Consider the following 23,869-nt stretch of genomic DNA (forward strand, 5'->3'; position numbering starts at 1 on the left):
CCGGTATTAGAAAAGCCTTGCTAAAACATTTTATCTTTAATTAGACTCATTATAAATAATAATCTATATTTGCCGGTGTTTAAACTACACTAACCCATATTATTTTATTGATGAAACCCATATTTACACTCCTGCTAATCTTTCTATCATCCCTTTCGCTCCGTGTTTATGCTCAAACCACCGGTCAAATCTCGGGTACGGTGACCATGGTTGATGGCCGTCCGTTGGCGTCGGGCTCGGTATCCCTTATTGAGCTTTCCAAAACCACACTTACCGACGAGCACGGTCATTATGCTTTTAACGATGTTGCCCCTGGTACTTATACTGTCAAGATCCAGGTACTCGGAGCTGCCGAGAAAGACCTGCAGGTAAAAGTAACCGCCGGACAAACCATTACAGCAGATTATCAATTCCCAAAAGAAAATGTGACCGCCCTTCAGGAGGTTACGGTATCTGGTAATAAGAACCGATTTTCTAAAAAGGAAAGCGTTTATATTGCCCGTTTACCTTTAAAAAACCTCGAGAATCCGCAGGTTTACAATTCTGTTTCCAAGGAACTGATCCAGGAACAGATGGCTGTTGATCTGGGTAGTATTTCCAAGAACGTACCGGGAGCAGGTATCCCGATGATTGCCAATCAGGGCCGGGTTACTTTTCGTTCCCGTGGTTTTGAAACCGAACCCAATGCCAGGAACGGCGTAGCCGGTGCCGCATTCGCATCTATCGACCCGGCAAATCTTGAACGGGTAGAAGCAATCAAAGGGCCTTCGGCTACTTTGTTTGGCACCAGTGTATCCAGCAGTTATGGTGGTTTATATAACCGTGTTACTAAAAAGCCTTATAATGGTTTTGGTGGCGAAGTAGCCTATTTTGGCGGCAGCTGGAATTTTAACCGGATAACCTGGGATGTAAACACCCCTGTAAATGCCGATAAAACTGCTTTGTTTCGCCTCAATGGGGCTACTTCATTTGAAAAGAGCTTCCAGGATTTGGGCTTTACCAATAGCGTGAGCCTGGCTCCAAGTTTCTCTTACCAGATCACAGATCGTCTCTCTTTATTACTTGATGTAGAGTTTGGTCAGGCTAAAGGCACATCGGTGGTTCGTTTTAATCCTTTTACCGGCTACAAAACACCAACAACACTATCCATAGCCGATATGGGTTTCCCATACAAGAAAACCTTCCTAAGTAATGATCTGGCCTACAGTACCCAGATGCTGAATATTTTTGCCCAGCTCAATTATAAGATCTCAGAAAAATGGACCTCGCAAACCATTATTTCCCGTGCCCGCTCAACCATCAACGGTTATATCACGGCACTTAATGGTAAAGCAGCAACTACGATAAGCCCACAGGTTATTGTAGGCAACACCTCGTTTATTGCGACAGATCTGCAACAGAATTTTATAGGCGATTTTAAGATTGGTAACCACCGTAACCGTGTAGTAGGCGGGCTTGACTATTATAACAATTCCAATAGCTTTGACAGGGTAACTGTTAACCTGCCGGCAATTGATTTTGTTAATGTTCCGGCTACCTATCGGGTGAGCCGTTTTAAGATCGATTCACTAACCAGCAAAGGGACGTTACGAAAAGAAAACAATGGTGATGACACTTATGCAGCCTACATCTCCGACGTATTTAACATTACCGACAGGTTATTGGTTATGGGCAGTATACGGGTTGATCGTTATCAATATCATGGTGTTTATAATATAACTACGGGTATTACAGCCGGAGGTTTAGGCGCCGGGGGTATACAGGCTGGCCCATATGGACAAACCGCTATATCGCACAAATCGGGCCTGGTATACGAGCTATTTAAAGATCAGCTTTCTGTATTTGGTAACTACATGAACGGCTTTTTCAACAAAAGCGGTGTTGCTGCCGATGGCGGTCATTTTAAACCAGAACACGCTAATCAACTGGAATTTGGTGTAAAAGGCGATGTGCTGGATCACCGCCTGGTAGGTACCGTGAGCTATTATGATATCAGGGTGGCTAACGTATTGCGTCCGGACCCTAACGATCCTAACAATTACTCGGTACAGGATGGAACCCAGTTAAGCAGGGGCGTTGAAGTTGATTTGACTGCCAATCCTTTCCCTGGATTGAACATCGTTGCCGGTTATGCTTATAACAATAGTAAATTTACTAAAGCGGATCCAACGGTGAATGGCCTGCGCCCGGCATTATCTGGCCCGGCCAATACTTATAATTTATGGATCAGCTACCGCTTACCCGCCGGTGATCTGAAGGGCTTAGGTGCAGGTTTTGGCGCCAATGCGGGCAGTTCATCGTACCAAACCAATACCGTAACAACTAAAATTGTTATACCATCCTATACTTTATTAGATGCCAGCATTTTTTATGATCAACCTAAATATCGTATCGGGTTTAAAGTAGATAACCTCACCAGCGAAAAGGCCTGGTCTGTACGGTTAACACCGCAGGCGCCCGCCCGGTTTATCGGCAGCATGAGCCTTAAATTTTAATCAACATACGATATAATTAAATAGCGTTATGAAATATTTAACATTAATTACCCTGTTCATTTTAATGATAGCAGGTAAAGCCAAGGCCGATTCCTTATGGATTGAAGCTGATGCCAAAGGCCAGATTGGCCAGGCGCAAACCATTAAGGTGATATTTGGCTCTTACAATCAATACCGCCTGCAAAAAGTAACAGGCGAATTCCAGGAAGTAAAGGATTTTACCTGCTGGGCTATTAGTCCGTCGGGCAAACACATTAGTTTACAATTTACGCCAAAAGAAACCGCCTACGAAGCCAGTTTCATACCAGCAGAAAAAGGGACCTATGTGGTACTGCTTGAAAATAAACAGCGTAAGGTTGAGGATTGGAGTAACTCGGCCACCAAAATAGGGGTTGCCAAACAGCATTATTACGCGCGGACGATCATACAGGTTGGCCAGGAGCAAATGATTGCAAAAGAAACGCTAACAGATCTTACTATTATGGAAGATGGTAAAAGCACAGCAGATTCTGTAGTGAATTTATTGGTTTTGCTACATGGTAAGCCGGTACCTAATGCTACTTTATTTATGCGTCACCCGGAAATGCAGGAACAAAAACTAACTACCGATCAAAGCGGCAAAGTAAGCTTCCATGCACCCAAACCAGGCCGGTATTTTGCTTTGGTTACTTTAAAATTTGAAACACCCGGAACTTACAGAGGAGTACATTATGATGTATTCCGGGAAAAAGCCACATTAACTAAAGTGTTATAATCAGGCTTAATTTATTGCTTGCTGATCAAGGGATCAGCAGGCAATAATTACAACGATACCGGATACTGGTATAGTCCACTCCTTTATAATTACCGGGCGCAGGATTGTCCCAATCTTGTCTGATAATGTACAAACCGGGCATGGTAGTTTTAAAAAAAGCCTCTCCATGTTCATTGATGACCAACTCCTTCTCCCAGTTTTCGGGGTTAAAAACCCTTAGTTTGGTTTGATTTTCGGCAAAGTGTCCATTGTTAAAAGCCTGAACATTGATCAGGTCGCCTTTCCGGCTTACGATGATATCCAACAACTGAGCGGGTTTTGATACAGCCTCTCCCCTGCCAACCTGGTAGGCAGCGCACAGATAATCGATCGGCCTCACATTCTTACCTCCGCTTTTGGAGCGGTCAACAACGGGGTGACTATCGTTGATGCCTAATATGCGATAAGCTCCCTCATGCACAGGTATAAACTGGCCTTCCCAGCAATCCACTTTCCTCGAGATGGGTACCTGGATTATTTTGCCATCATTATCCACTACACTTATTTTGAAATTTCCGGTGAGCTCAAGCTCCTTGCCAGTATCCCGGTGACGGATACTGAACTCATCGATATGGCCATAACAAACTTGTATTTGTACAGGCTCGTTTAATTTTCCGGAACCCCTAATCTCCATCCAGTAGGCACTGGCTTCTCCGGTAAAGGGAAGAAAAAATAAAAACAGGAATATGATTTGTTTCATCGCAGCAAAGATAATCAATCCAGCTATTGGATATCGTTTTCCTTGCTATCTAAAAAGGAGATGATCAGAAGCAAACTCTATTTGCCTCTGATCATCCCTTTAATTTTTTACTACTTAAAGTTCGCCGCTTTTTTGAACGGGAGCGGCATCCTGAGATTCGTTGTTAACTTTTTCAGGAATGCTGATCACACGATAGCTGGTTTGGTTGTCATGTACCACCTCTTCCAGATAAATATCATCGGGAGTTACCCAATATTTTTTACCTTTTAAATTCACTTTATGCGAGCCGGCAGGCAGCTGATCGGTCATATCTCCAACTGCAGGCATTTGCGTATTGGTTGAGTCGGTTGCTGTTGTATTCTGGTCGGTATTTAACACGCCATCCTTTCCGGCTACAACATAGGTGGTTTTACCGTCATCCTTGGTTATCTGTTGATAGTATACGCCATTGTATTCATAATACTGTATGCCGTTTATGGCAATGGACTGGGCACCCTCGGGTAAAGATGGCACTTCGGCGCCTACAGGAGGAGCAGCAACCTCGTAACCACCATTAGCACCAGGCTGGTAAAATATACCACCATAGTAATAATATTGATTTGGCCCCCAGAAAAACGGATAATAACCAAATGGCAGGACATTTACAAAAAGCCCGACATTGGCGTATACATGAGGACGATAATAACCCCGGAAACCTGCATGAACCACCGGGCTCCGGTAACCGAACCCGCCGCCAAAATGAGCACGACCAAACCCACCTCTAAAACCACCAAAATGCCCGCCTCGTTGAGCGTCAGCGGTAGTTGCCAGGCCAAATACTAACAAACCTGCCAATGACAGATTTATGAAGGACCTATTTAACGCTTTCATGACACTATTAAATTAAATTTTGTATGAATCTAAATCTGCTTTTTCTCCTTAAAAAGCTAGTATTTGGACGAATAAATAAGGGTTGGGTTTAAGGCAGATATGTTAAAATTTGTTAATTATTTTAATTGTGAAGTGTCCAGGAATTGAGCCGCACGTTTCAGGCGAACAAAGCGGGACCTTAAAATTTGATTGAAATGGGATTTTTTTGTAAAAAACCGACTTCACTATATTTAAATCATTCATATACATCTATATGTATTCAGGCAATTTGCATATTTGTAATCCAGATGATCAAAAGAAATCTACAACATACTTTTTCACTCCTTAACGTCGACTATGTAAAGCTCGATTCAAAATGGAATTACAGGAATGTTATCAGTCCCTACTACCGGATTTATTACATCGACGATGGCGAGGGTGAAATATCGGGGGCAGACAGTTTGCTCAGGCTTGAGCCGGGTTATCTGTATATCATTCCGAGTTTCACCTTATGTAATCTAACCTGCAGTAGTTATCTGGGGCAATACTTTGTTCAGTTTTTCGAGGATTCAATCGACGGAAGTTCACTTTTCGCCAATAACAGGATCTTATTAAAAACGAAAGCCACCGAAGTGGATGTTAACCTTTTTAACCGGTTGCTTCAAATTAATCCCGGAAGAGGAATAAACAGGTCTGACAACCCCAAAGTTTATGAAAAAGACATTTATTACAAAGAATACCAGGAGCTTAACAACCAGCAAAACACTTCGGCATATCTGGAAACTCAGGGTATCCTGATGTTGTTAACCGCCAAATTTCTGAACCCTCAGCTATTCAAACACCCGGAGCATAAGCCTATTCCGTTAAAAATCGCGGAAACCCTAAATTATATCCTCGTCAATTTACATCTGGATCTTTCGGTGCATCAGCTCGCTTCCCGCGCTAATCAAAATGCCGATTATTTTTCAAGGCAGTTTAAACAGCATACCGGAACCAGGCCATTGAATTACATTAACGAAAAACGTATTGAACGCGCCCAGTATCTGATGGCTACGAGCAGAATGTCGTATTCTGAAATCTGCACTCAAACCGGATTTGATAATTTATCTTATTTTTCAAAAGCCTTCAAAAAGTTAACCGGCATGTCGCCCAGCACCTATAAAAAACAAATCTTTCAGGTCGGTTTTAATCAATAGCAGACTCGCCAGGCATGCTATTTATTTGACTGCGTGATATCGAATAATATCCCTGAGCGATTGTCAAAGCTTTAAGATCAGTGCTGTATCCAATAGCGATCACATTCATTCTGCCATGTCTAAAAGTCGGTTTTTTACAAAAAAAAGTCCCATTAGGTCAACTATTTAGACATTATTTCAAAGAAATTTGATTGATCAATTATTGATGGAAATACATCAATTGTGGATGAACCAATTACAGCTAATTGACTTATCGAACATTAATAAAATTTTGGATAACACGCCAGCATAGCTATTTATTACCAATCACCAAATCCAATTATGAAAAGAAGAACATTAATAAAAGGTTTAGCCACGGGATTATCATCCTTATATCTGTCTAAGCTTTATGGGGGCAGCCTGTTAACCCCATATGCAAACACTCCTATTGCTTCCGGCCCTTTTAAACCCGATTGGGATTCATTGTCTCAATACCAGGTGCCTGATTGGTTTCGCGATGCCAAGTTTGGCATATGGGCACATTGGGGGCCGCAATGTCAGCCCGAACGCGGCGACTGGTATGCCCGCGGCATGTACCAGGAGGGCAGCGACCAGTATAAATACCATATTCAAAAATACGGGCATCCTTCAAAATTTGGTTTCAAGGATGTGATCAATGAATGGAAGGCCGAGAACTGGGATCCCAATGAGTTGGTTGGTCTTTATAAACGTGCCGGTGCGAAGTACTTTATGGCCCTGGCCAATCATCACGATAATTTCGATCTTTATGACAGCAAATATCAAAGCTGGAACTCCACCAAACTAGGCCCAAAAAAAGACCTGGTTGGCGGTTGGGCTAAAGCTGCCAAACAGCACGGTCTGCCTTTTGGGGTAACGGTACATGCATCTCACCCCTGGACCTGGTACGAGGTTGCCCAGCGGGCGGATAAAACCGGACCTTATGCAGGCATCCCCTATGATGGCAAGCTTACCAAAGCCGACGGTGCCGGCAAATGGTGGAATGGCTATGATCCACAGGAATTATATGCACAAAACCATGCTTTAAGTAAGGACAGTCTTAATGACGATAGTATGAGTGCTCACTGGGATTGGGGTAATGGTGCCAGTGTACCCAACAAAGCTTATTGCGACAAATTTTTGAACCGCACTATAGAACTGATAGACAAATATGGCCCCGAACTCATTTATTTTGATGATACCGCATTACCTCTTTGGCCGGTAAGCGATGCCGGTCTGAAAATAGCGGCACATATGTACAATACCAGTATTAAAAAGTATGGTAAACTACAAGCAGCATTGTTTGCCAAAGTATTGAATGAGCAACAGCGCAAATGCATGATATGGGATATAGAGCGCGGACAGAGCAACCAGATAGAGTCTTTGCCATGGCAAACGGATACCTGTATTGGTGCCTGGCATTATGACCGTCGCATATTTGATAATAAACATTACAAAAGCACCAAAACAGTGGTACACACCCTGGTTGACATTGTAAGTAAAAACGGCAACCTACTCTTAAACATCCCATTACGTGGTGATGGCACCCTTGATAGCGAGGAACTTGCAGTAGTTGAAGGCATAGGTGCCTGGATGCAGGTTAACAGCGAGGCAATTTATGGCACCCGCCCCTGGAAGGTATTTGGAGAAGGCCCGGCAACAGATTCAGCCGCGCCTATCAATGCGCAGGGTTTTAATGAAGGCAAGGGAAAGCCTTTTGGGGCACAGGACATCCGGTTTACTGCAAAAGGTAAAACCCTTTATGCTACTATGCTGGGCTGGCCCACCGGCAATGAAGCCTTTGTTAAAAAACTAGCCAAAAGCAATGAAGTAGGTAATGTGACCAGCGTAAGCCTGCTTGGAAACGATAAGTTGAGCTTTGAACAGACTGAGGCGGGCCTCAAAGTAAAACTACCTGAAAATGCTCCGGGTAAATATGCATTCGTTTTTAAAATTGAAGGGGCTATTTAATCAGGTGTGATGGATCTGAAAATTTGTTACACCTTGATTACGGCCGTTTCAGTGACAGCTCTTTGTTTTGCGCAAATTTTAAGCTGGTGTCATCGGGTAAAAAACTATCCTCAGCCGTAACCCGTTTCTCATATGCAAGAAATCAATCTGCCTAAAGTAATTTTTGGCACCAGCGGATTAGGGAATTTATATGTCGCGCTTTCCGACGATGTTAAATGTGCCATTGTTGCCGAAAGTATCAGGTACTCTCCTAAACCAGCTGTATTTGATTCTGCCGGTAAATACGGCGCAGGGCTCGCGCTGGAATCACTGGGGAGGTCACTAACACAATTGAATGTATCTCCATCGGATGTGCTGATCAGCAATAAATTGGGTTGGTTACGAACGACACTAAAAACTCCCGAACCAACTTTTGAGCCCGGCGTATGGCGCGATCTGAAATACGATGCCATTCAGCGGATATGTTATGAGGGTATCCTGGAGTGTTATGAACAAGGAAATGAGTTACTGGGCGGTTACCAGGCGGAACTGGTATCCGTACATGACCCTGACGAATACCTTGCGGCAGCAAAGGACGAGCCAGACCTGGCTCAACGTTACCGCGATATATTAGATGCCTATTGCGCGTTGCAAGAATTAAAGCGGCATGGTAAAGTGAAGGCTATCGGTGTAGGCTCAAAGGATTGGCGAACTATTAAAAAAATAACTGATGATGTAACACTCGATTGGGTCATGATAGCCAATAGCATGACGGTTCACAGCCATCCCCGGGAATTAGTCGAATTTATGCGGGAGCTTGAAAAGCAAGGAATCCAGATCATCAATTCCGCTGTTTTTAACGGGGGCTTTTTAACAGGATCTGCTTATTACAATTACCGTTTAACTGATCCTGTAAAAGACAAACATTTGTACCATTGGCGGGAGTTGTTTTATGGCTTATGTGCAGATTACAAAATAAAACCCGCGGATGCATGTGTTGCCTTTGGACTAAATGCGCCAGGCGTTAAAAGCATTGCCCTGAGTACTGCCAATGCAGAACGGGTGTCTCAAAATGTTGCTTTAGCTTATTTGACGATCCCGGCGCAATTTTGGAAAGACATGAAAGCACATGGTTTAATTGACGAATGGTACGCTTCCGCCTATCTTTAAAAAATAAATATTACCATGAAAAGATACTGTTTGGCCCTTGATTTAAAGGATGCCCCACAATTGATAGCAGAGTATGAACACTGGCATAAGGCAGAAAACTGCTGGCCCGAGATACGCAAAAGCATACTGGATGCCGAAATTCGGGATATGCAGATCTACCGTACAGGTAATCGTTTATTTATGATCATGGAGACAAGCGATCATTACGAGGCCGAAAAAAAAGAACAAATGGATGCGCTTAATCCTGTAGTACAGGAATGGGAGCGGTTGATGTGGAAATTCCAACAGCCTTTGCCCTGGGCAAAAGAGGGAGAAAAATGGGTAGTTATGGATCAAATTTTTCAGCTTTAAACTTAAATCATATGCAATCAATAGTTTGTGAAGAACCGGGAAAATTAGTTTTTAAAGAAAAGGAAAGACCTGAAATAAAAGAAGGATATGCCCAGATCAGGATCAGGAGAATAGGCGTTTGCGGTACAGACCTGCATGCCTTTGAAGGCACACAGCCCTATTTTAATTATCCACGTATCCTGGGGCATGAACTTTCAGGAGAGTTAATTGAGCCAAACGGTGCGCCCGGTTTTAAAAAAGGTGAGATCGTTACATTCATCCCCTACTTTAACTGTGGTGTTTGTATTGCCTGCAGATCTGGAAAACCCAACTGCTGTGCTAAAATTAATGTTTGCGGCGTTCATATAGATGGAGGAATGACCGAATACCTTAATGTGCCAACCTATTCACTGGTTCATGGTGATGGTTTAAGTTATGATGAACTGGCGTTAGTAGAACCCCTCGCGATAGGCGCTCACGGAATCAGGCGGGCAGATGTAAAGCCCAGTGAACATGTATTGGTTATAGGGGCCGGTCCCATAGGTCTCGGAATAATAGAATTTGCCCGCATTGCAGGGGCCAAAGTAATTGCCATGGATCTCAACACCAAAAGACTTGAATTTTGCAGGGACCGACTGAAGATAGATCATATTATTAATGTATCGACCGAAGATGTGTTGGAACGACTGGCCGCAATAACGAAAGGAGAGATGCCAACAGTGGTGATAGACGCCACGGGCAGCTTAAAAGCTATTAATAGCGGATTTGAGTATATGGCACATGGAGCCAGATATGTCCTGGTCGGTCTGCAAAAGGGGGACATAAGTTTAAGCCACCCAGAGTTTCACAAGCGTGAAGCAACATTAATGAGCAGCCGCAACGCTACCCGCGAAGATTTTGAACATGTTATTTCCTCAATGAAAAATGGATTGGTGCAACCGGCCAATTATATTACCCATCGTGTATCCTTTGACGAAGTGAAAGACAACTTTGAAAGCTGGCTTGATCCTACAAACGGTGTAATTAAAGCGATGATAGAATTTTAGTCAGGATCATACCGTAATGTACTTTATAAGGCAGGTACCCTTTTGTACTTAAGGGTATTCCGAATAAAAAATATGATGATGAAAAATTCCTGGATTACTGTATCTTTTATAACTGTTATCAAACAGTTAATCAATCATTCAGTGCGGGCTCCGGATAGATATCTAATTTGTATGGCTCGTTAATCCTTTAATCTGTAAAAAGCAAAAAATCCATTAATGATTATTAGGTTCAGGAATAGGGCAAAATTCCCTTAATTAAAACGGCGAACTCCTGATGGCTTAATTTTAAGTATATCGCCTTTCTTATCAAAATTCAGACTATCTAAACATAACTCTCTCAGTACATATTGCTTTTTTTGTGGATGAATACGGTGATATAAAATATAATACTGATCTTTCTCTTTAAACACAGTATGGTGCCCGGGTCCCAGGGTTGTACTGTCTGGGGAGGTAGAAAGAACAGGATCATAGGAGCCTTCTGTCCATGGCCCAAAGGGTGTGTTGCTTGTTGAATATCTGACCTGGTAGGTGCCATCAATAGCTTTTCCGTAAGAGTACATCAAATAGTATATACCGTTTCGCTTTAACATGTGGGGGGCTTCAAAATAATGAGGTGGAGTGATCTCCTTTGGCGTACCATCAAAGCTTATCATGTCTTTTTTTAGTTTAACAGCCATACAATGCCCATTTACCCAATTAAAGCCAGAACCCCAATACAGGTAAGCATTTCCATTATCGTCAATGAAGCAATCTGCATCAATATTATGTACCATCGGAAAATCGGTTTTAGTTATAAGGGGTGAATTATCAACTTTGGCATTTTTCCAGGGACCGAGCGGATGCTCACTTACACCCACCCAAATCTCGCTGCCGACAGCCACGTACATATAAAATTTCCCGTTATACTTCCGTACCGAAGGCGCCCAAACCATGGCATCACCCGAAGTTGAACTTGTGCATGCCTCTTTAGTAGGCCAATTGATATGTCTTTGGGTAAACGTTTTAAAATCTTTTGTTTCTAATACTCCAAGCTCCTTACCACCCCAGGGATCAATAGTAGCATAAATGTAGTATACACCATGATCTTTCACCACCGTTGGATCGGCATAATATCCTTCTGTAATAGGGTTTTTAATGAATGTTTCCTGCGCTACACAATTAAAGGCAGTAATAAATAACACAAAAAATAAAGTGCGCGATATAAAAGGACTGTTGTTCATCATTTGAGAAATAAAAGTGTTTAAATTACACTTAATTTTTCAACAAATAAAACACTCTCGCAAATTTCATTATTCAGAACATATCAAAGCCTCGCAAGGCGTCGAGAGATAACAGACGCGCAGGTTTTACCGGAATTTTTACGTTGTTCATTCCTATATTATTTCAGATCCTCTCCCATTATTTACCGATACAAAACTTACTGAATATATTATCCAGCAGATCATCTGTAGTAACTGTGCCTGTTATCTCACCGAGATAGTGGAGAGCTTGTTTGATGTCCATAGATAGAAAATCGGAGGTAATGCTGCCATCTATCCCACTCAATACCCTGGTTAAGGCTTCTTCTGTTTTTTGCAGGGCCTCCAGGTGACGTATGTTGGTTACCAGCGTTTCGTCGCCGCTAAGCTGATCTTTGATGGCTGTACCGTAGATTTTACTTTTAAGATCGTCTATGTGCAGTTTTTCTTTGGCTGAAATAAAGATGGTCTGCAGATCCGGAAGTCCGGAGGCACTGAAAAACTCCTGGATGCTTTCCCTTTTTTCGTCTTGTTGTAACAAATCCATCTTATTGGCTACCAGCAACATGGCTATACCAGGACTTTGCAAACTTTCCAGATCATTTTTTAGCTCTTCCGGCGTTATCTGCTCAGCGTCAAAAACATAGATGAGCAGGGCACTTTGACTAATCTTTTCCATGGTGCGCTGTACTCCTATTTGTTCAATAGCATCGGTGGCTTCTCGTATGCCGGCGGTATCTATCAGTCTGAAATTGATGCCTTGTATATTCAATACCTCCTCAATGGTATCACGGGTGGTGCCCGGGATATGGCTAACAATGGCCCTTTCCTCGTTCAGGAGTGCATTGAGCAGGGTTGATTTCCCCGCGTTGGGCCTACCGGCTATTACTGTATTAACACCCTGTTTTATGGCATTGCCCAATTCAAACGATTGTATCAGCCTGCCTATAATACGGGTAATATCAACAATCAGCTGTTTGAGCTGATCGCGGTTGGCAAATTCTACATCCTCTTCGGCAAAATCCAGTTCCAGCTCAATAAGCGAGGCAAAATTTACCAGTTGTTCGCGCAGACCCTGCAATTGATTACTAAATCCGCCACGCAATTGCTGTAGGGCCACTTGTTGGGATGCTTTGGAATTGGAGGCAATCAGATCGGCTACAGCTTCGGCTTGCGAAAGGTCTAATTGACCATTCAGGAATGCCCGCAGCGTAAATTCGCCGGGTTTGGCACTCCGTGCTCCTTTTTTGATGAACAGTTTAATGATACTTTCAATAATATAACCAGAGGCGTGACAGCTTATTTCCACCACGTTTTCGCGGGTGTAGGATTTGGGCGCTACAAACAGTGATACCAATACCTCATCCAGCATCAGGTCGCCGTCCATAATATGACCGAAATGGATAGTATGCGAGGCCTGTTTGGTCAAGTCCTTGCCTTTCCATACGCTGTTGGCTATGCTGATAGCATCCAGACCCGAAAGGCGGATCACCGCGATAGCCCCTATCCCGTTTGGTGTAGCCAGCGCTACTATGGTATCTTGTAAGTTGTCCATGGTCAATAGTTGATGGTCCATGGCAATCATTTTTGAGATTTATGGACCCGAAGTACAAAAGTAATACAAATTACCTTTTGCCTTTCCGTTTCATGGACCGATCGTCCGAGCTTTTACTTTGGCATGGCTCTAAAACTTTTTAAACCTTAAATTTTAACACTTTTCTGCTCAAAAACTGGCCAAAAACGGCTCAAAATCATTCCAAAAACATCGATTTTAACACTTTTTAACAAATCACAACACGTTTTTAACGTGTTTTTCAAACTTTAAAAAGTATTAATTTATTGACAATCAAACAACTACATTCCAAGCAATTGATTTTCATCTTGCTTTATTTCTTAACAAAACAGCCCAGCTCTCAAAACAAGAGAGCCGGGCTGTTTGCTTATTGTAAATATACGTTTTTTTGGGGAGAAGTCCATATTAACAATGATCACGGCCTTCCCTCAGCCTTCTCTAACAGATTTATAAATATTAGGTTTTTATTTAAGCGGGCATAGTCTAATGCCGTTTTACCGAATTTATCTCTATAGTGCAGGGCAGCCTCATGCTCAATAAGCTTTTGTTCTAATGTCAAGGCCCAGCCAAAATCAAATGATATCCCCCGGATGGTATTCCAGATCAACGCCGTACGACCTAGGTTATCCCTTGCATTCAAATTAACATCATTTGCTATCAATTTATTAAAGTATTTAAGCTTTAGTCCCGGGGAACATTCACGCAGCGGGCTTGCAGGTACCAGCAAATCCCTTTGCTGTGCCTTGGTTAAGGCAATTAGAAGCGTTGTACCATTTTCCGACTTACAATTAATATCATCAACAACGTCAATTTCATTATACAATTCAACCACCCGTTCACACGTAATGGTGTCTCTATTCAGAATATCTTTCATCCGGTAAGCCACCCTGCCTGTCACTGGCGATTTAACGCCATCCCAGGTTTGAGATACGGTATGTTTAAAGGCATCGTGAAAAGGAGTTTTACCATCAACCACCCATTGATAAACCAAAATGCATATAAATATCGTCAAAGCACCTTCGGCAAATTTCTTTATTTTTCCAATGTCTTCCTTTTCCATTGTTTATACATCAATAGTTAAATCAGTTTCATGGTTACTACTCAAACTGAATATACAAATAAGGCTTTAAATACTTGACTTAAAATCAAACAGATTTATAAGCAAAACCAGCTGGTTTAACAGGCACCTCGCCGAACCTCGAACATTAATAGCCAATGGTCCGTAGAGCCGATATTCCATAGCTATCTCTGCTATATTTCTTACCATGATCTATGGACTATCAACTATGTACTACGCCCTAAAAGCCCTACCTTCGCAACCATTATGGTAACTTTTTTTGAAGCTTCGCTCGATACTATTTCGGTTCATCATGTTGGCAATCAGTCGCAGGAAGAAATGTACGCCCTGTCATCCCAGCCCCTGGAACTCAAGGACGATATTATTCCCAACCTGCTGATGCAGTATTTTTTAAAACCATTTGAAAAAACAAACGAAGTGTACCACCTCATACACAGCAGCGGCAACCTGGGCCTTAACGAGATACATCACTTTGTAACCGAAGCCTTTGACGATAAGGAAAAGTTTCACGAAACATCAGAACAGATAGCCAAGCACCTGTACAAAACCACCACGCACCCCAATATTAAAGGCGGCGAACTGTACGTAGTTTACTTTAACCAGGTGCAAATTGAGGGCAACCCGCTGGACGCCATCGGCATTTTTAAATCGGAAAATAAGGAGACGTATTTAAAAGTTTACCCGGATAAAGGTGGCTTCCAGGTTGATTACGAGCAGGATGCCATCAATATCAACAAACTGGATAAAGGCGTGCTTATTTTCAATATCGAAAAAGAGAACGGCTACAAAGTAGTGGTGGTTGATAAAACCAACGGTGGACAAGATGCTGCCGTATACTGGAAAGACGATTTTCTGCAGCTCCGCATCCGTAACGACAGCTTTAACCAAACCAATAATACCCTGGGCATTTACAAAAACTTTGTGACCGAAAAACTGGATGAACAGTTTGAGATGAGCAAGGCCGACAAAATAGATCTGCTCAACCGCTCCATGAAATACTTCAAGGAGAAGGATGAGTTTAATATGGACGAATTTTCCAACGAGGTAATCGGTAACCCCGAGGCTATCGAATCGTTCAAGAGCTTTAAAAACCAGTACGAGCAGGAGTTTGACAGCCCTATTGCCGATAACTTTGTAATATCAGACAATGCCGTAAAAAAACAGGCCCGCGTTTATAAAAGCGTACTCAAGTTAGATAAAAACTTCCACATTTATATTCATGGCGATAAGGAATTGATTGAAAAAGGTTTTGACGATGGCCGCTCCATGAACTATTACAAAGTTTACTTTAAGGAAGAAGCGTAAGGTGGGCAATTATTGAATTACTGATTTAGTGAATTAGTGAATTAGTGATTTCATAAAACCAAATTTCTTTTTACTTACGCTCGTTTGTAACGAGTGCTTATTGTGGTTAAGCGATTGCATCGCTCTTGCGTTTTAAACGCAAACCCATGTTAAGCACTCGTTGCAAACGAGCGCAAGAGTGAATCCACTTGTTTTAATACTAATTAGCAAGCAATACAACATAAGGGCTAACCTTCAGCATGATATTATCACCCGTTCAAGCCTTCACGCTTAAACTAACCGCTTCTTTTTTAATTCCTTAGTAGAAGTACCTGATTAAGAAAAATTTCAATATTTTTATATCTGAGCGTCAATACAATTTAAGGTACTTAGTTTGATCAATAAAAAACCAAACATATACCTCTTTTCATTTTTTCTTGTCCTGCACTCCTGTTATTTATCATCATGATTAAAAAAACTTTATTCATAAGTAAAGGAGCATGCACTTTGGTAATACATGTCGCTATTCAGGGCGTTTTCTGAGTCTGTTAAAAAGTCACTAAATGGAAAATTCTAAAAAACTAAGCAGAGAGGAAATGAAAAACATTGTTGGCGGTAAATGGCCATTGATCACTTACACCTGCAATGATGGCAAAACCATCGAAAGCGGCGGAGTTTGCGACCCGGCCTCAAACATTTGTTACTCAGATGGGGGTGTTGCCTTTTGTAATGGCTAATTAAAAAAAGAATGGGGTGATTACCCCGCTTTTTACTTGCACTCGTTTGCAACGAGTGTTTAACATGGCGTGGCAATTGCATCGCCAGAGCGTTTTAAACGCAAATCCATGTTAAGCACTCGTTGCAAACGAGCGCAAGATTGAGAGTGTTTTAAACGCAAACCCATATTAAGCACTCGTTACAAACGAGCGCAAGATTAAATTCTATATAAAGCCAGAGCAGGGAGAGCGTTGAGGGCGAAAGAGAAATCTTCTACAAAATGCAAAGCTTAAATGGCAAATCGAAAAAGATTTCTCCTCGTACCTCATTCGAAATGACAACGGCTTTATATCTTCCCAACATTTAAGATTGTAAGGGAACGCAAGTTTGATTATTTAACAATTTCTAATACCGTTGGCGGTTGTTCAATTTTAGGTAAGTAAGTACAGCTACTTTCGCATTTAAGTATTTTACCGGTAAGTACCGGATTTTTAATACTCTTTACTTTTTGATCGACTTTAGAAGGCAAGATAAAAACACTTTGTACCAGCTGATTGAAGCCGTCATCCATAAATGCATCGACTAATAACAGTTCGTCACTTTTACCCCGAGCATCAATATAATACAAATATTCAAGCGGGCCGGCATAGTGCCTGCCTGGTGGCAATTTGTTAGCTACCATGTAACTTGTTAATTTTTTACTCCCGTTAAAAATAGTATTCAGCTTTTGGATCTGATCGTCACTTAAGTAAAATGATGTATCTGTTACACCTTTATAATACTTTGTCTTTAGATGGGCTAATCCGGCTTCATTAATCTCCTGGAGATCCGAAATTTCAACTTGCTTCTTTGCCCCGGATAATTTGGTTTCATAAGTAGCATGAACCCAATATTTAAAAGCAGGTTTAATGTGTGGCTGTGCTTGTATGTGTGATAATGAAAGTAATGACAGGCATACCAGGATAGTGCATATTTTACGGATCATGTTAAGGCGTTGGAAATTCATTGTGAATATAACACAATTACCCAGATTGTACAGGCATTAACAGAGAAATACTGAGGCCTGATTCAGATGACATTGCAATAACAAGCCGAATAATTATTTCCTGTAAATTACGCCTCAATAATTTAAAAGATCATGGCAAACGAAAAACCGGAGTTTTGGGAAGCGGCCTTTGGCGAAAAGCAGGAAATGTGGGGCTTTGAACCTGCCAAATCGGCCGTATTAACGAAGGATTTTTTTGTACAGGAATCGATAAAAAACATCCTGATCCCCGGTATTGGTTATGGACGGAACGCGCAGATTTTCAGAGATAACGGAATTGATGTAACCGGCATCGAAATTTCCAAAACCGCCATTGACATGGCCCGCAAGCATTACGGAACGGATATGGTTATCCATCATGGTTCGGTAACGGATATGCCATTTGATCAAAATCAATACGATGGTATATTCTGTTATGCATTAATTCATTTACTGGACAGCAGCGAAAGACAAAAACTCATTCGTGATTGTTATAATCAGCTGGCAGATAATGGCTATATGGTATTTACCATGATATCCAAAGAAGCCCATACCTACAAACAAGGCAAATTCATCAGCCAGGATCGTTACGAAATATTTGATGGCGTGAATATGTTTTTTTACGATCGTGACTCCATCAAATCGGAGTTTAATAACTTCGGATTATTCGAGATCACAGAGATCAGTGAGAACCAGCCGTTTTTTTTGATTAAATGTAAAAGGGAGATGGCTAAGATATAGCCCCGCTCTTTTTAATTCCCTCCCCCACGGGAGGGGCGCGATGGACAAGTGTAATGGCAAGGAGAGGTTTATACACGCGACGATGATCCTATTCCCTAAAACCCCTACCTCCCCTTCCTGCGGGAAGGAATCGCACTATCCCCAGCTTTTGACCTTAATTACATTGGAGAGTTACGAAGTTTTAAAACCTTCGTGACTCTTTTTATTTCGTAAGTCTTTTTCTTATACTGTTCGGGATGCTCGGTACCTCTGCAAAACAAAATTTATCCCATCCCCTAAACTTTAATGATTTCGCGCCGTCATACCCATATAAATTCAACACATTATTTAACCATATCACCAACCAGCCATGAAACAATCATTTATTATTTTATCTATCCTGTTTATTATAACTGGCTGTGCCGCTCAAAAACTCCCCTATACCATTGGCATGAGCGAGGCGGATTTCAACGCCAACAAATCGCGCATAGACCTGGTGGAAGCCACCGCCAAAAGAACGATTTATAAAAGGGACATCGAATATGACAATAGACCTGGAGGAACTATGAAACCCACCGCCAGTATGTACTACTATTTTGTGGAAGGTAAGCTGGTGCGTATGGAACGGGTGGAAATAGTACAGCAGCCCGCCGTGGTTATACCACCGCCTGTAAGAGGTTAAAAAACAACAGCAAAAAACCATTTGAAACATTAATCACAAACTTTATCACCAGCCATGAAAAAACTATCTGTTTTAAGCCTTTTACTATTACTTTTTATTACGAGCTGTAAAGCCCCGGTTTACATTTTAGGGATGACGGAGAATGAATTTAATGCCGGTCACCGAGGGTCAACAGAACTGGTTGAGAAATCTGCGGAAAGAACCATTTACAAAAGAACATTCCCTGCTTGGGTAACATCAGACCCTACTCACTATTTTTATTTTGTTAATGGGAAGCTGGTTCTTATAGACGACGGCACACAACGTAAGCATTATATTATTGTAGAACACACCAGTAATTAACGGGGGCTATCTGTAAAAAGACTTACGAAGTTTTTGAAACTTCGTAAGTCTGATATTATCTTAATTCACTTCCAGTGCGCCGTTGCTGTAGCTAACAGCATCTACCCTTTTCAGGTGCACGTTGCTTACAGGTTTCACCACCAGCGGTATTTTTTCTATGCGAGTTTCGCTGGTATCCAACCCAAAAGCTTTAGCTTCTGACTGGGCCAGTTTTTTAATGGCGAAATAACTGTTGAGGATAAATCCCTCCGAGGTGCTGAACAGGTTATTGTACGACAGGAATTTCTCCATGATCACAAACCTGAAATCGGCGGCTATCTTGTATTTGTTTAAGGATTCGTACTGACTGGTGATATCAATTTCTTTGCGCTGCACCATATCTTCTACCACATTCCTGAACAATACATTTACCCGCGGCTGTATCCGGAAACCCAATCTGAATTCGATACGGATCACCTTGCCGGGCTCTATCTGGTCAACACTGTACTCCATAGTATAGGGTTCATCAGTACGTTCAATATGCACAAACCAGTAGGTATCGGCACGTTTTGGCCGGCGGCTCATAATAGAGTAAATGATCTTTTCTTCTATCTGTTTACCGTTGTTGGCTTTAGTGAGATAAATTAAATGGGTAGAATACTTATTAACCGTAGTATCGGCGCTCAGTGCTTTCAGCAATGGTAACTGCTCTTTAATATCAATAAAATGCAGAAAGCGGTTATTGATCTTGCGCGCCTTAAACCAAACGTACATGGTAAATATCAAACCTATTTCAAAGCCTACAAAGAACAACCTGTGTATAATTTTCACGGCGTTGGCCACAAAAAACGAGAACTCAACCGTTAAAAACACGCACAAGATCATAGTAACCATCCATACCGGCCAGTGCTTTACATAACGCATAAAGTAATACATTAAAATGGTAGTACTGAGCATGGCTATGGTGATACTGAAACCATAAGCAGCTGTCATGGCGGCAGATGTTTTAAAATATAACGATACCAGGATACAACCTACGCACAATATCCAGTTGATGCTGGGGATATAGATTTGTCCGCGGATGTTGGATGGGTATTTAATGGTGATGCGCGGCCAGAAATTCATACTCACCGCTTCGCTGATGAGCGTGAACGAGCCACTGATCAAAGCCTGGCTGGCAATAATGGTAGCCATGGTGGCCAATGCTACGCCCGGGATCAGGAACTGGTGCGGTACAATTTCAAAGAAAGGGTTAACACCGGTAAAATCTTTACCCGGCGCTTGTGCCAAAACCCAGGCACCCTGCCCAAGGTAGTTTAAAACCAGCGTAGTTTTTACAAATATCCAGCTTACCTGTATATTCTTGCGGCCGCAATGGCCCAGATCGGAGTACAGCGCTTCGGCACCTGTGGTACATAAAAATACCGCGCCCAGCAGCCAGAAACCTTTGGGGTGATCCATCAGTAAACGTGCGCCATAATACGGGTTTAAAGCTTTAAATATAGATGGGTGATGCATTACCTGCAGGGTACCCAGCACGCCCAGCATCACAAACCATAATAACATGATGGGCCCAAATGCCGACCCCACCACCTTGGTACCAAACTGTTGAAAAAAGAACAGCAGGATGATAATACTGATCACGATAATGAGGATGAGATTATTACCAGGCACAATAACGCTTGAAAAGGCAGGCACCAGGTTAAGCCCTTCAATAGCCGATGTTACGGATATCGGCGGGGTAATAATACCATCGGCCAGCAAAGTTCCGGCTCCCACAATGGCGGGGATAGCCAGCCATTTGCCATAGCGCCTTACCAGGGCATAAAGGGAAAATATACCGCCCTCGCCTTTATTATCGGCCTGCAGGGTAATCACAATGTATTTAAAAGTGGTTTGCAGGGTGAGTGTCCAGAAGATGCAGGATATAGAACCTAATACCAGGGCCATATTCACCTTGCCACCCTCTACCAGTAAGGTTTGAAAAACGTACAGGGGTGAGGTACCGATATCGCCAAAAATAATACCAAGGGTAACTATCAGACCCGCGAAAGAGAGTTGCTTAACGTGCGAATTCATTTAATGAGATAAAAAAAGAGGGATTGATATAACGGGGTAAAGATTGCCGGTGAGATTTGTGCCATTGTTTTTATTTTTTTGCTGGCAACTACAGAAAACAACACCGTCATACATTAATTTGATTGATGATTTCCCATAGCCAAAATTCGTGCCCCGGGAAATTTTATTTAGTTAAAACATTATATAACAGATACATAACAAAATTCACATCATTTTGACACCTATTCTAAAACCTATCATTTTGATAGGTTTTATCATTTTGATAGGACGGTTGGAAGAGCATTATTTCTTGCAAAATCGAGACGACTCACCCGGTATACGCTTCGCTGGACCACCCTCTCTTCGCCTGCGGCGGAAAGAGGGTAAGGAAAATAAGAATAGGTAAAAAGAAATGGCGATCCCCTCTATGCGCGAAGCGGAGAGAGGGGTGACGAACGCAGCGATGTAGGGGTGAGTCTACGCCGGTATGCCTGCCCTGTGGGACCTGAAACAAGTTCAGGATGACTTTGGTAGAAGACTTGGTTGGGTGCGGTTAAAACTGCACACCCCAGCGTTCTTCGATCCCCAATCCGAAGAGGGCAAAATCGTATTTCACGGGATCGGCGGGATCAAATTCACGCAGACGGGCGGTAAGTTCGAGAGCGGTTTGCCAATCGGTTTGTTTGCGGGTGATGAGGAGTAGTTTACGTGCCACCCTGTCTACATGCAGATCAAGCGGACAGATCAGATCGGCGGGTTTGATACGGTTCCAGATCCCGAAATCAACACCGCAATTGTCCTGGCGCACCATCCAGCGTAAAAACATATTCAACCGCTTGCAGGTGGATTTTTGTGAGGGCGACGACACATGCTTTTTGGTACGGTGCGGAAAATCGGGCAGGGAAAAGAAATAAGAGCGGAAAGCCTCAAGTCCAGCCCCCCAGTCCCCTAAAGGGGGAGCTTTTTGATTGGCCTCTTGTTCCCCCTTCAGGGGGTTAGGGGGCAAAAACGCGTCCTCCAATGATTCAAAGTGTTCGTAATGATACCTGAAAAAAGCGATGAAGTACAGGGTATCGATATCGTTAAAAGTGCGGTGCTTAAAGCTGAGCAACCGTTTAAGATCGGGTTCCTGGTGGTTGATGATAAAATCATAAGGGGCGCCATCCATCAGGGTGATGAGCTCCTTACATTTTTTGATGATGGTAACGCGCTGCCCCCAGGATAAAGTAGCGGCCCAAAAGCCCATGATCTCGATATCCTGCTTGCGGGTAAATAGATGCGGGATGGATATGGGATCGTTCTCAATAAAACCGGGCTGGTTGTATTGGGCTACTTTGGCGTCGAGGAAGGCTTTTACGTTTTCGATCATAATTTAGTATCAAGTAGCGAGTATCAAGTATCAAGTACAGAATCTTTGATTGTATATTCAAAAATCTTGATACTTGATACTAACTACTTGCTACTAAGATAATGCTTGTTTCAAATCTTCCAGCAAATCCTCTATATCCTCCACCCCTACGCTCAGGCGTAACAGGTTATCCACTACACCGGCTTTTTCGCGCTCGGCTTTGGGGATAGAGCCGTGGGTCATACTTACGGGGTGATTAATCAGTGATTCCACGCCGCCTAAAGACTCCGCCAGTGAAAATATTTTAAATGACGACGCGATGCGGAAGGTTTCCTGCAGATCGGCGCCTTTCAGCACGATAGATATCATACCACCAAAATCCTTCATCTGTTTTTTGGCGATGTTGTGATTTGGATGATCGGTAAAGCCCGGCCAGTAAATTTTTTCGACTTTAGGATGCGTTTTCAGGAACTCGGCTATCTGGCGACCGTTTTCGCAATGCGCTTTCATACGCAGGTGCAGGGTTTTAATGCCACGCAGCACCAGGAAGCTATCCATTGGGCCCGGGGTAGCACCGCAGGCGTTATAGATGAACCACAGCTTTTTGTACAATTCCTCATTATTCAGCATCAGGGCGCCCATCACCACATCGGAGTGCCCCCCGATGTATTTGGTTACGGAATGCATCACTACGTCGGCACCCAGATCGATAGGGTTTTGCAGGTATGGCGAAGCAAAGGTATTATCCACTACAAAAAGCAGGTTCTTTTCCTTCGATATTTTACCAATCGCCTCAATATCCACAATTTGCATGGTTGGATTGGTCGGCGTTTCTATCCAGATGAGTTTGGTTTTATCGTTGGTATACTCGCGGATGATCTCGGGGTTCGACAGATCCAGGAAATGGAACTTGATGCCATAGTTGGCGTATATCTTGGTAAAGATACGGTACGAGCCACCATACAGGTCATTCCCGGTAATCACTTCATCGCCCGGGGCAAGCAGTTTCATCACCGCATCGGTAGCACCCATTCCGCTTGAAAATGCCAGTCCGAATTTGGCGTTCTCCAGTGCAGCCAGACAATCTTCCAGTGCCTTACGGGTTGGATTGGTACCGCGTGAGTATTCATAACCCTTATTATCACCCGGCGATTTTTGCCAGTAGGTTGATGTCTGATATATCGGCGTCATGATAGCGCCCGTTGTTGGATCGGGCTCCTGCCCCGCGTGTATAGCTTTTGTTGCGAATTTCATAGGCCCCCTAACCCCCTAAAGGGGGAATTTTTGGTTAGCTTCCTTC

21 protein-coding genes are annotated in these 23,869 nt (G+C 42.7%); 12 read left to right on the forward strand and 9 right to left on the reverse strand.

Annotated features, from left to right (window positions below; genetic code table 11):
* Positions 1–110: 110 nt before the first annotated feature.
* Together G7092_RS10225 and G7092_RS10230 are read left to right on the forward strand one after the other, a co-directional pair.
* A complete protein-coding gene (locus tag G7092_RS10225; protein WP_166088821.1) occupies positions 111–2,495 on the forward strand; it encodes a TonB-dependent receptor in 2,385 nt (794 codons plus the stop codon).
* Between the two features lie 28 nt (positions 2,496–2,523).
* The gene (locus G7092_RS10230) at positions 2,524–3,249 is read left to right on the forward strand and encodes a DUF4198 domain-containing protein (RefSeq protein ID WP_166088823.1); all 726 of its coding nucleotides are present in this window, start codon (positions 2,524–2,526) and stop codon (positions 3,247–3,249) included.
* A 25-nt stretch (positions 3,250–3,274) separates the two neighbouring features.
* Here the strand turns inward: G7092_RS10230 and G7092_RS10235 are convergent, their stop codons facing one another.
* Both G7092_RS10235 and G7092_RS10240 read right to left on the reverse strand, forming a co-directional pair.
* Positions 3,275–3,988, reverse strand: coding sequence for a hypothetical protein (locus G7092_RS10235; protein ID WP_166088825.1), 714 nt, complete (start codon positions 3,986–3,988; stop codon positions 3,275–3,277).
* A gap of 114 nt (positions 3,989–4,102) precedes the next feature.
* On the reverse strand, positions 4,103–4,858 hold the full coding sequence (locus G7092_RS10240; protein WP_166088828.1) for a DUF6515 family protein: 756 nt from the start codon (positions 4,856–4,858) through the stop codon (positions 4,103–4,105).
* Between the two features lie 287 nt (positions 4,859–5,145).
* On the opposite strand from G7092_RS10240, the gene G7092_RS10245 reads away from it, so the two are divergent.
* The 5 genes from G7092_RS10245 (at position 5,146) to G7092_RS10265 (ending at position 10,526) form a co-directional block, all read left to right on the forward strand.
* Positions 5,146–6,033: a helix-turn-helix domain-containing protein gene (locus tag G7092_RS10245; protein WP_166088830.1), complete on the forward strand. Its 888-nt coding sequence runs from the start codon at positions 5,146–5,148 to the stop codon at positions 6,031–6,033.
* 321 nt (positions 6,034–6,354) lie between these two features.
* Positions 6,355–8,001 carry an alpha-L-fucosidase gene (locus G7092_RS10250; RefSeq protein ID WP_166088832.1) on the forward strand — a complete coding sequence of 549 codons (1,647 nt, stop codon included), beginning with the start codon at positions 6,355–6,357 and terminating at the stop codon, positions 7,999–8,001.
* A 132-nt stretch (positions 8,002–8,133) separates the two neighbouring features.
* The gene (locus G7092_RS10255) at positions 8,134–9,150 is read left to right on the forward strand and encodes an aldo/keto reductase (protein WP_166088834.1); all 1,017 of its coding nucleotides are present in this window, start codon (positions 8,134–8,136) and stop codon (positions 9,148–9,150) included.
* A gap of 15 nt (positions 9,151–9,165) precedes the next feature.
* A complete protein-coding gene (locus G7092_RS10260; protein ID WP_166088836.1) occupies positions 9,166–9,501 on the forward strand; it encodes an L-rhamnose mutarotase in 336 nt (111 codons plus the stop codon).
* Between the two features lie 11 nt (positions 9,502–9,512).
* Positions 9,513–10,526 carry a zinc-binding alcohol dehydrogenase family protein gene (locus tag G7092_RS10265; protein WP_166088838.1) on the forward strand — a complete coding sequence of 338 codons (1,014 nt, stop codon included), beginning with the start codon at positions 9,513–9,515 and terminating at the stop codon, positions 10,524–10,526.
* A gap of 251 nt (positions 10,527–10,777) precedes the next feature.
* Here G7092_RS10265 and G7092_RS10270 read toward each other — a convergent pair whose 3' ends face one another.
* From G7092_RS10270 to G7092_RS10280, 3 genes are all read right to left on the reverse strand, one after another.
* On the reverse strand, positions 10,778–11,749 hold the full coding sequence (locus tag G7092_RS10270) for a family 43 glycosylhydrolase (protein WP_166088840.1): 972 nt from the start codon (positions 11,747–11,749) through the stop codon (positions 10,778–10,780).
* Positions 11,750–11,924: 175 nt separating this feature from the next.
* Entirely contained in the window at positions 11,925–13,319 is a 1,395-nt protein-coding gene (gene mnmE / locus G7092_RS10275; protein ID WP_202985251.1) for a tRNA uridine-5-carboxymethylaminomethyl(34) synthesis GTPase MnmE, read from the reverse strand.
* A 433-nt stretch (positions 13,320–13,752) separates the two neighbouring features.
* Positions 13,753–14,397: an ankyrin repeat domain-containing protein gene (locus G7092_RS10280; RefSeq protein WP_166088842.1), complete on the reverse strand. Its 645-nt coding sequence runs from the start codon at positions 14,395–14,397 to the stop codon at positions 13,753–13,755.
* A 264-nt stretch (positions 14,398–14,661) separates the two neighbouring features.
* Here G7092_RS10280 and G7092_RS10285 point away from each other — a divergent pair, with 264 nt between their 5' ends.
* Both G7092_RS10285 and G7092_RS10290 read left to right on the forward strand, forming a co-directional pair.
* Positions 14,662–15,720 carry a nucleoid-associated protein gene (locus G7092_RS10285; protein ID WP_166088844.1) on the forward strand — a complete coding sequence of 353 codons (1,059 nt, stop codon included), beginning with the start codon at positions 14,662–14,664 and terminating at the stop codon, positions 15,718–15,720.
* Positions 15,721–16,262: 542 nt separating this feature from the next.
* Positions 16,263–16,436, forward strand: coding sequence for a bacteriocin-like protein (locus G7092_RS10290; protein WP_166088846.1), 174 nt, complete (start codon positions 16,263–16,265; stop codon positions 16,434–16,436).
* Positions 16,437–16,807: 371 nt separating this feature from the next.
* Here the strand turns inward: G7092_RS10290 and G7092_RS10295 are convergent, their stop codons facing one another.
* Positions 16,808–17,422: a hypothetical protein gene (locus G7092_RS10295; RefSeq protein WP_166088849.1), complete on the reverse strand. Its 615-nt coding sequence runs from the start codon at positions 17,420–17,422 to the stop codon at positions 16,808–16,810.
* 132 nt (positions 17,423–17,554) lie between these two features.
* Here G7092_RS10295 and G7092_RS10300 point away from each other — a divergent pair, with 132 nt between their 5' ends.
* The 3 genes from G7092_RS10300 to G7092_RS10310 all read left to right on the forward strand — a co-directional run bounded on the left by G7092_RS10300 (position 17,555) and on the right by G7092_RS10310 (position 19,184).
* Positions 17,555–18,181: a class I SAM-dependent methyltransferase gene (locus tag G7092_RS10300; protein ID WP_166088851.1), complete on the forward strand. Its 627-nt coding sequence runs from the start codon at positions 17,555–17,557 to the stop codon at positions 18,179–18,181.
* Positions 18,182–18,530: 349 nt separating this feature from the next.
* A complete protein-coding gene (locus G7092_RS10305) occupies positions 18,531–18,842 on the forward strand; it encodes a hypothetical protein (RefSeq protein WP_166088853.1) in 312 nt (103 codons plus the stop codon).
* Positions 18,843–18,896: 54 nt separating this feature from the next.
* Positions 18,897–19,184, forward strand: coding sequence for a hypothetical protein (locus G7092_RS10310; protein WP_166088855.1), 288 nt, complete (start codon positions 18,897–18,899; stop codon positions 19,182–19,184).
* A gap of 60 nt (positions 19,185–19,244) precedes the next feature.
* On the opposite strand, the gene G7092_RS10315 is transcribed toward G7092_RS10310, so the two are convergent.
* The 3 genes from G7092_RS10315 to G7092_RS10325 all read right to left on the reverse strand — a co-directional run bounded on the left by G7092_RS10315 (position 19,245) and on the right by G7092_RS10325 (position 23,823).
* Entirely contained in the window at positions 19,245–21,242 is a 1,998-nt protein-coding gene (locus tag G7092_RS10315) for a KUP/HAK/KT family potassium transporter (RefSeq protein ID WP_166088857.1), read from the reverse strand.
* A 532-nt stretch (positions 21,243–21,774) separates the two neighbouring features.
* Positions 21,775–22,590 (reverse strand): TIGR02757 family protein, encoded by an 816-nt coding sequence (locus G7092_RS10320; protein WP_166088859.1) that lies wholly within the window; start codon positions 22,588–22,590, stop codon positions 21,775–21,777.
* Between the two features lie 93 nt (positions 22,591–22,683).
* Positions 22,684–23,823, reverse strand: coding sequence for a cystathionine gamma-synthase (locus G7092_RS10325; RefSeq protein ID WP_166088861.1), 1,140 nt, complete (start codon positions 23,821–23,823; stop codon positions 22,684–22,686).
* Positions 23,824–23,869 lie beyond the last annotated feature (46 nt).

Source organism: Mucilaginibacter inviolabilis (assembly GCF_011089895.1).
GTDB classification, from domain to species: domain Bacteria; phylum Bacteroidota; class Bacteroidia; order Sphingobacteriales; family Sphingobacteriaceae; genus Mucilaginibacter; species Mucilaginibacter inviolabilis.

Bases quoted from the DNA above. Each gene is read 5' to 3' on its own strand.
- G7092_RS10225 (WP_166088821.1), top strand. From the start codon at position 111: ATGAAACCCATATTTACACTCCTGCTAATCTTTCTATCATCCCTTTCG.
- G7092_RS10230 (WP_166088823.1), top strand. From the start codon at position 2,524: ATGAAATATTTAACATTAATTACCCTGTTCATTTTAATGATAGCAGGT.
- G7092_RS10235 (WP_166088825.1), bottom strand. From the start codon at position 3,988: ATGAAACAAATCATATTCCTGTTTTTATTTTTTCTTCCCTTTACCGGA.
- G7092_RS10240 (WP_166088828.1), bottom strand. From the start codon at position 4,858: ATGAAAGCGTTAAATAGGTCCTTCATAAATCTGTCATTGGCAGGTTTG.
- G7092_RS10245 (WP_166088830.1), top strand. From the start codon at position 5,146: ATGATCAAAAGAAATCTACAACATACTTTTTCACTCCTTAACGTCGAC.
- G7092_RS10250 (WP_166088832.1), top strand. From the start codon at position 6,355: ATGAAAAGAAGAACATTAATAAAAGGTTTAGCCACGGGATTATCATCC.
- G7092_RS10255 (WP_166088834.1), top strand. From the start codon at position 8,134: ATGCAAGAAATCAATCTGCCTAAAGTAATTTTTGGCACCAGCGGATTA.
- G7092_RS10260 (WP_166088836.1), top strand. From the start codon at position 9,166: ATGAAAAGATACTGTTTGGCCCTTGATTTAAAGGATGCCCCACAATTG.
- G7092_RS10265 (WP_166088838.1), top strand. From the start codon at position 9,513: ATGCAATCAATAGTTTGTGAAGAACCGGGAAAATTAGTTTTTAAAGAA.
- G7092_RS10270 (WP_166088840.1), bottom strand. From the start codon at position 11,749: ATGATGAACAACAGTCCTTTTATATCGCGCACTTTATTTTTTGTGTTA.
- mnmE (WP_202985251.1), bottom strand. From the start codon at position 13,319: ATGGACAACTTACAAGATACCATAGTAGCGCTGGCTACACCAAACGGG.
- G7092_RS10280 (WP_166088842.1), bottom strand. From the start codon at position 14,397: ATGGAAAAGGAAGACATTGGAAAAATAAAGAAATTTGCCGAAGGTGCT.
- G7092_RS10285 (WP_166088844.1), top strand. From the start codon at position 14,662: ATGGTAACTTTTTTTGAAGCTTCGCTCGATACTATTTCGGTTCATCAT.
- G7092_RS10290 (WP_166088846.1), top strand. From the start codon at position 16,263: ATGGAAAATTCTAAAAAACTAAGCAGAGAGGAAATGAAAAACATTGTT.
- G7092_RS10295 (WP_166088849.1), bottom strand. From the start codon at position 17,422: ATGAATTTCCAACGCCTTAACATGATCCGTAAAATATGCACTATCCTG.
- G7092_RS10300 (WP_166088851.1), top strand. From the start codon at position 17,555: ATGGCAAACGAAAAACCGGAGTTTTGGGAAGCGGCCTTTGGCGAAAAG.
- G7092_RS10305 (WP_166088853.1), top strand. From the start codon at position 18,531: ATGAAACAATCATTTATTATTTTATCTATCCTGTTTATTATAACTGGC.
- G7092_RS10310 (WP_166088855.1), top strand. From the start codon at position 18,897: ATGAAAAAACTATCTGTTTTAAGCCTTTTACTATTACTTTTTATTACG.
- G7092_RS10315 (WP_166088857.1), bottom strand. From the start codon at position 21,242: ATGAATTCGCACGTTAAGCAACTCTCTTTCGCGGGTCTGATAGTTACC.
- G7092_RS10320 (WP_166088859.1), bottom strand. From the start codon at position 22,590: ATGATCGAAAACGTAAAAGCCTTCCTCGACGCCAAAGTAGCCCAATAC.
- G7092_RS10325 (WP_166088861.1), bottom strand. From the start codon at position 23,823: ATGAAATTCGCAACAAAAGCTATACACGCGGGGCAGGAGCCCGATCCA.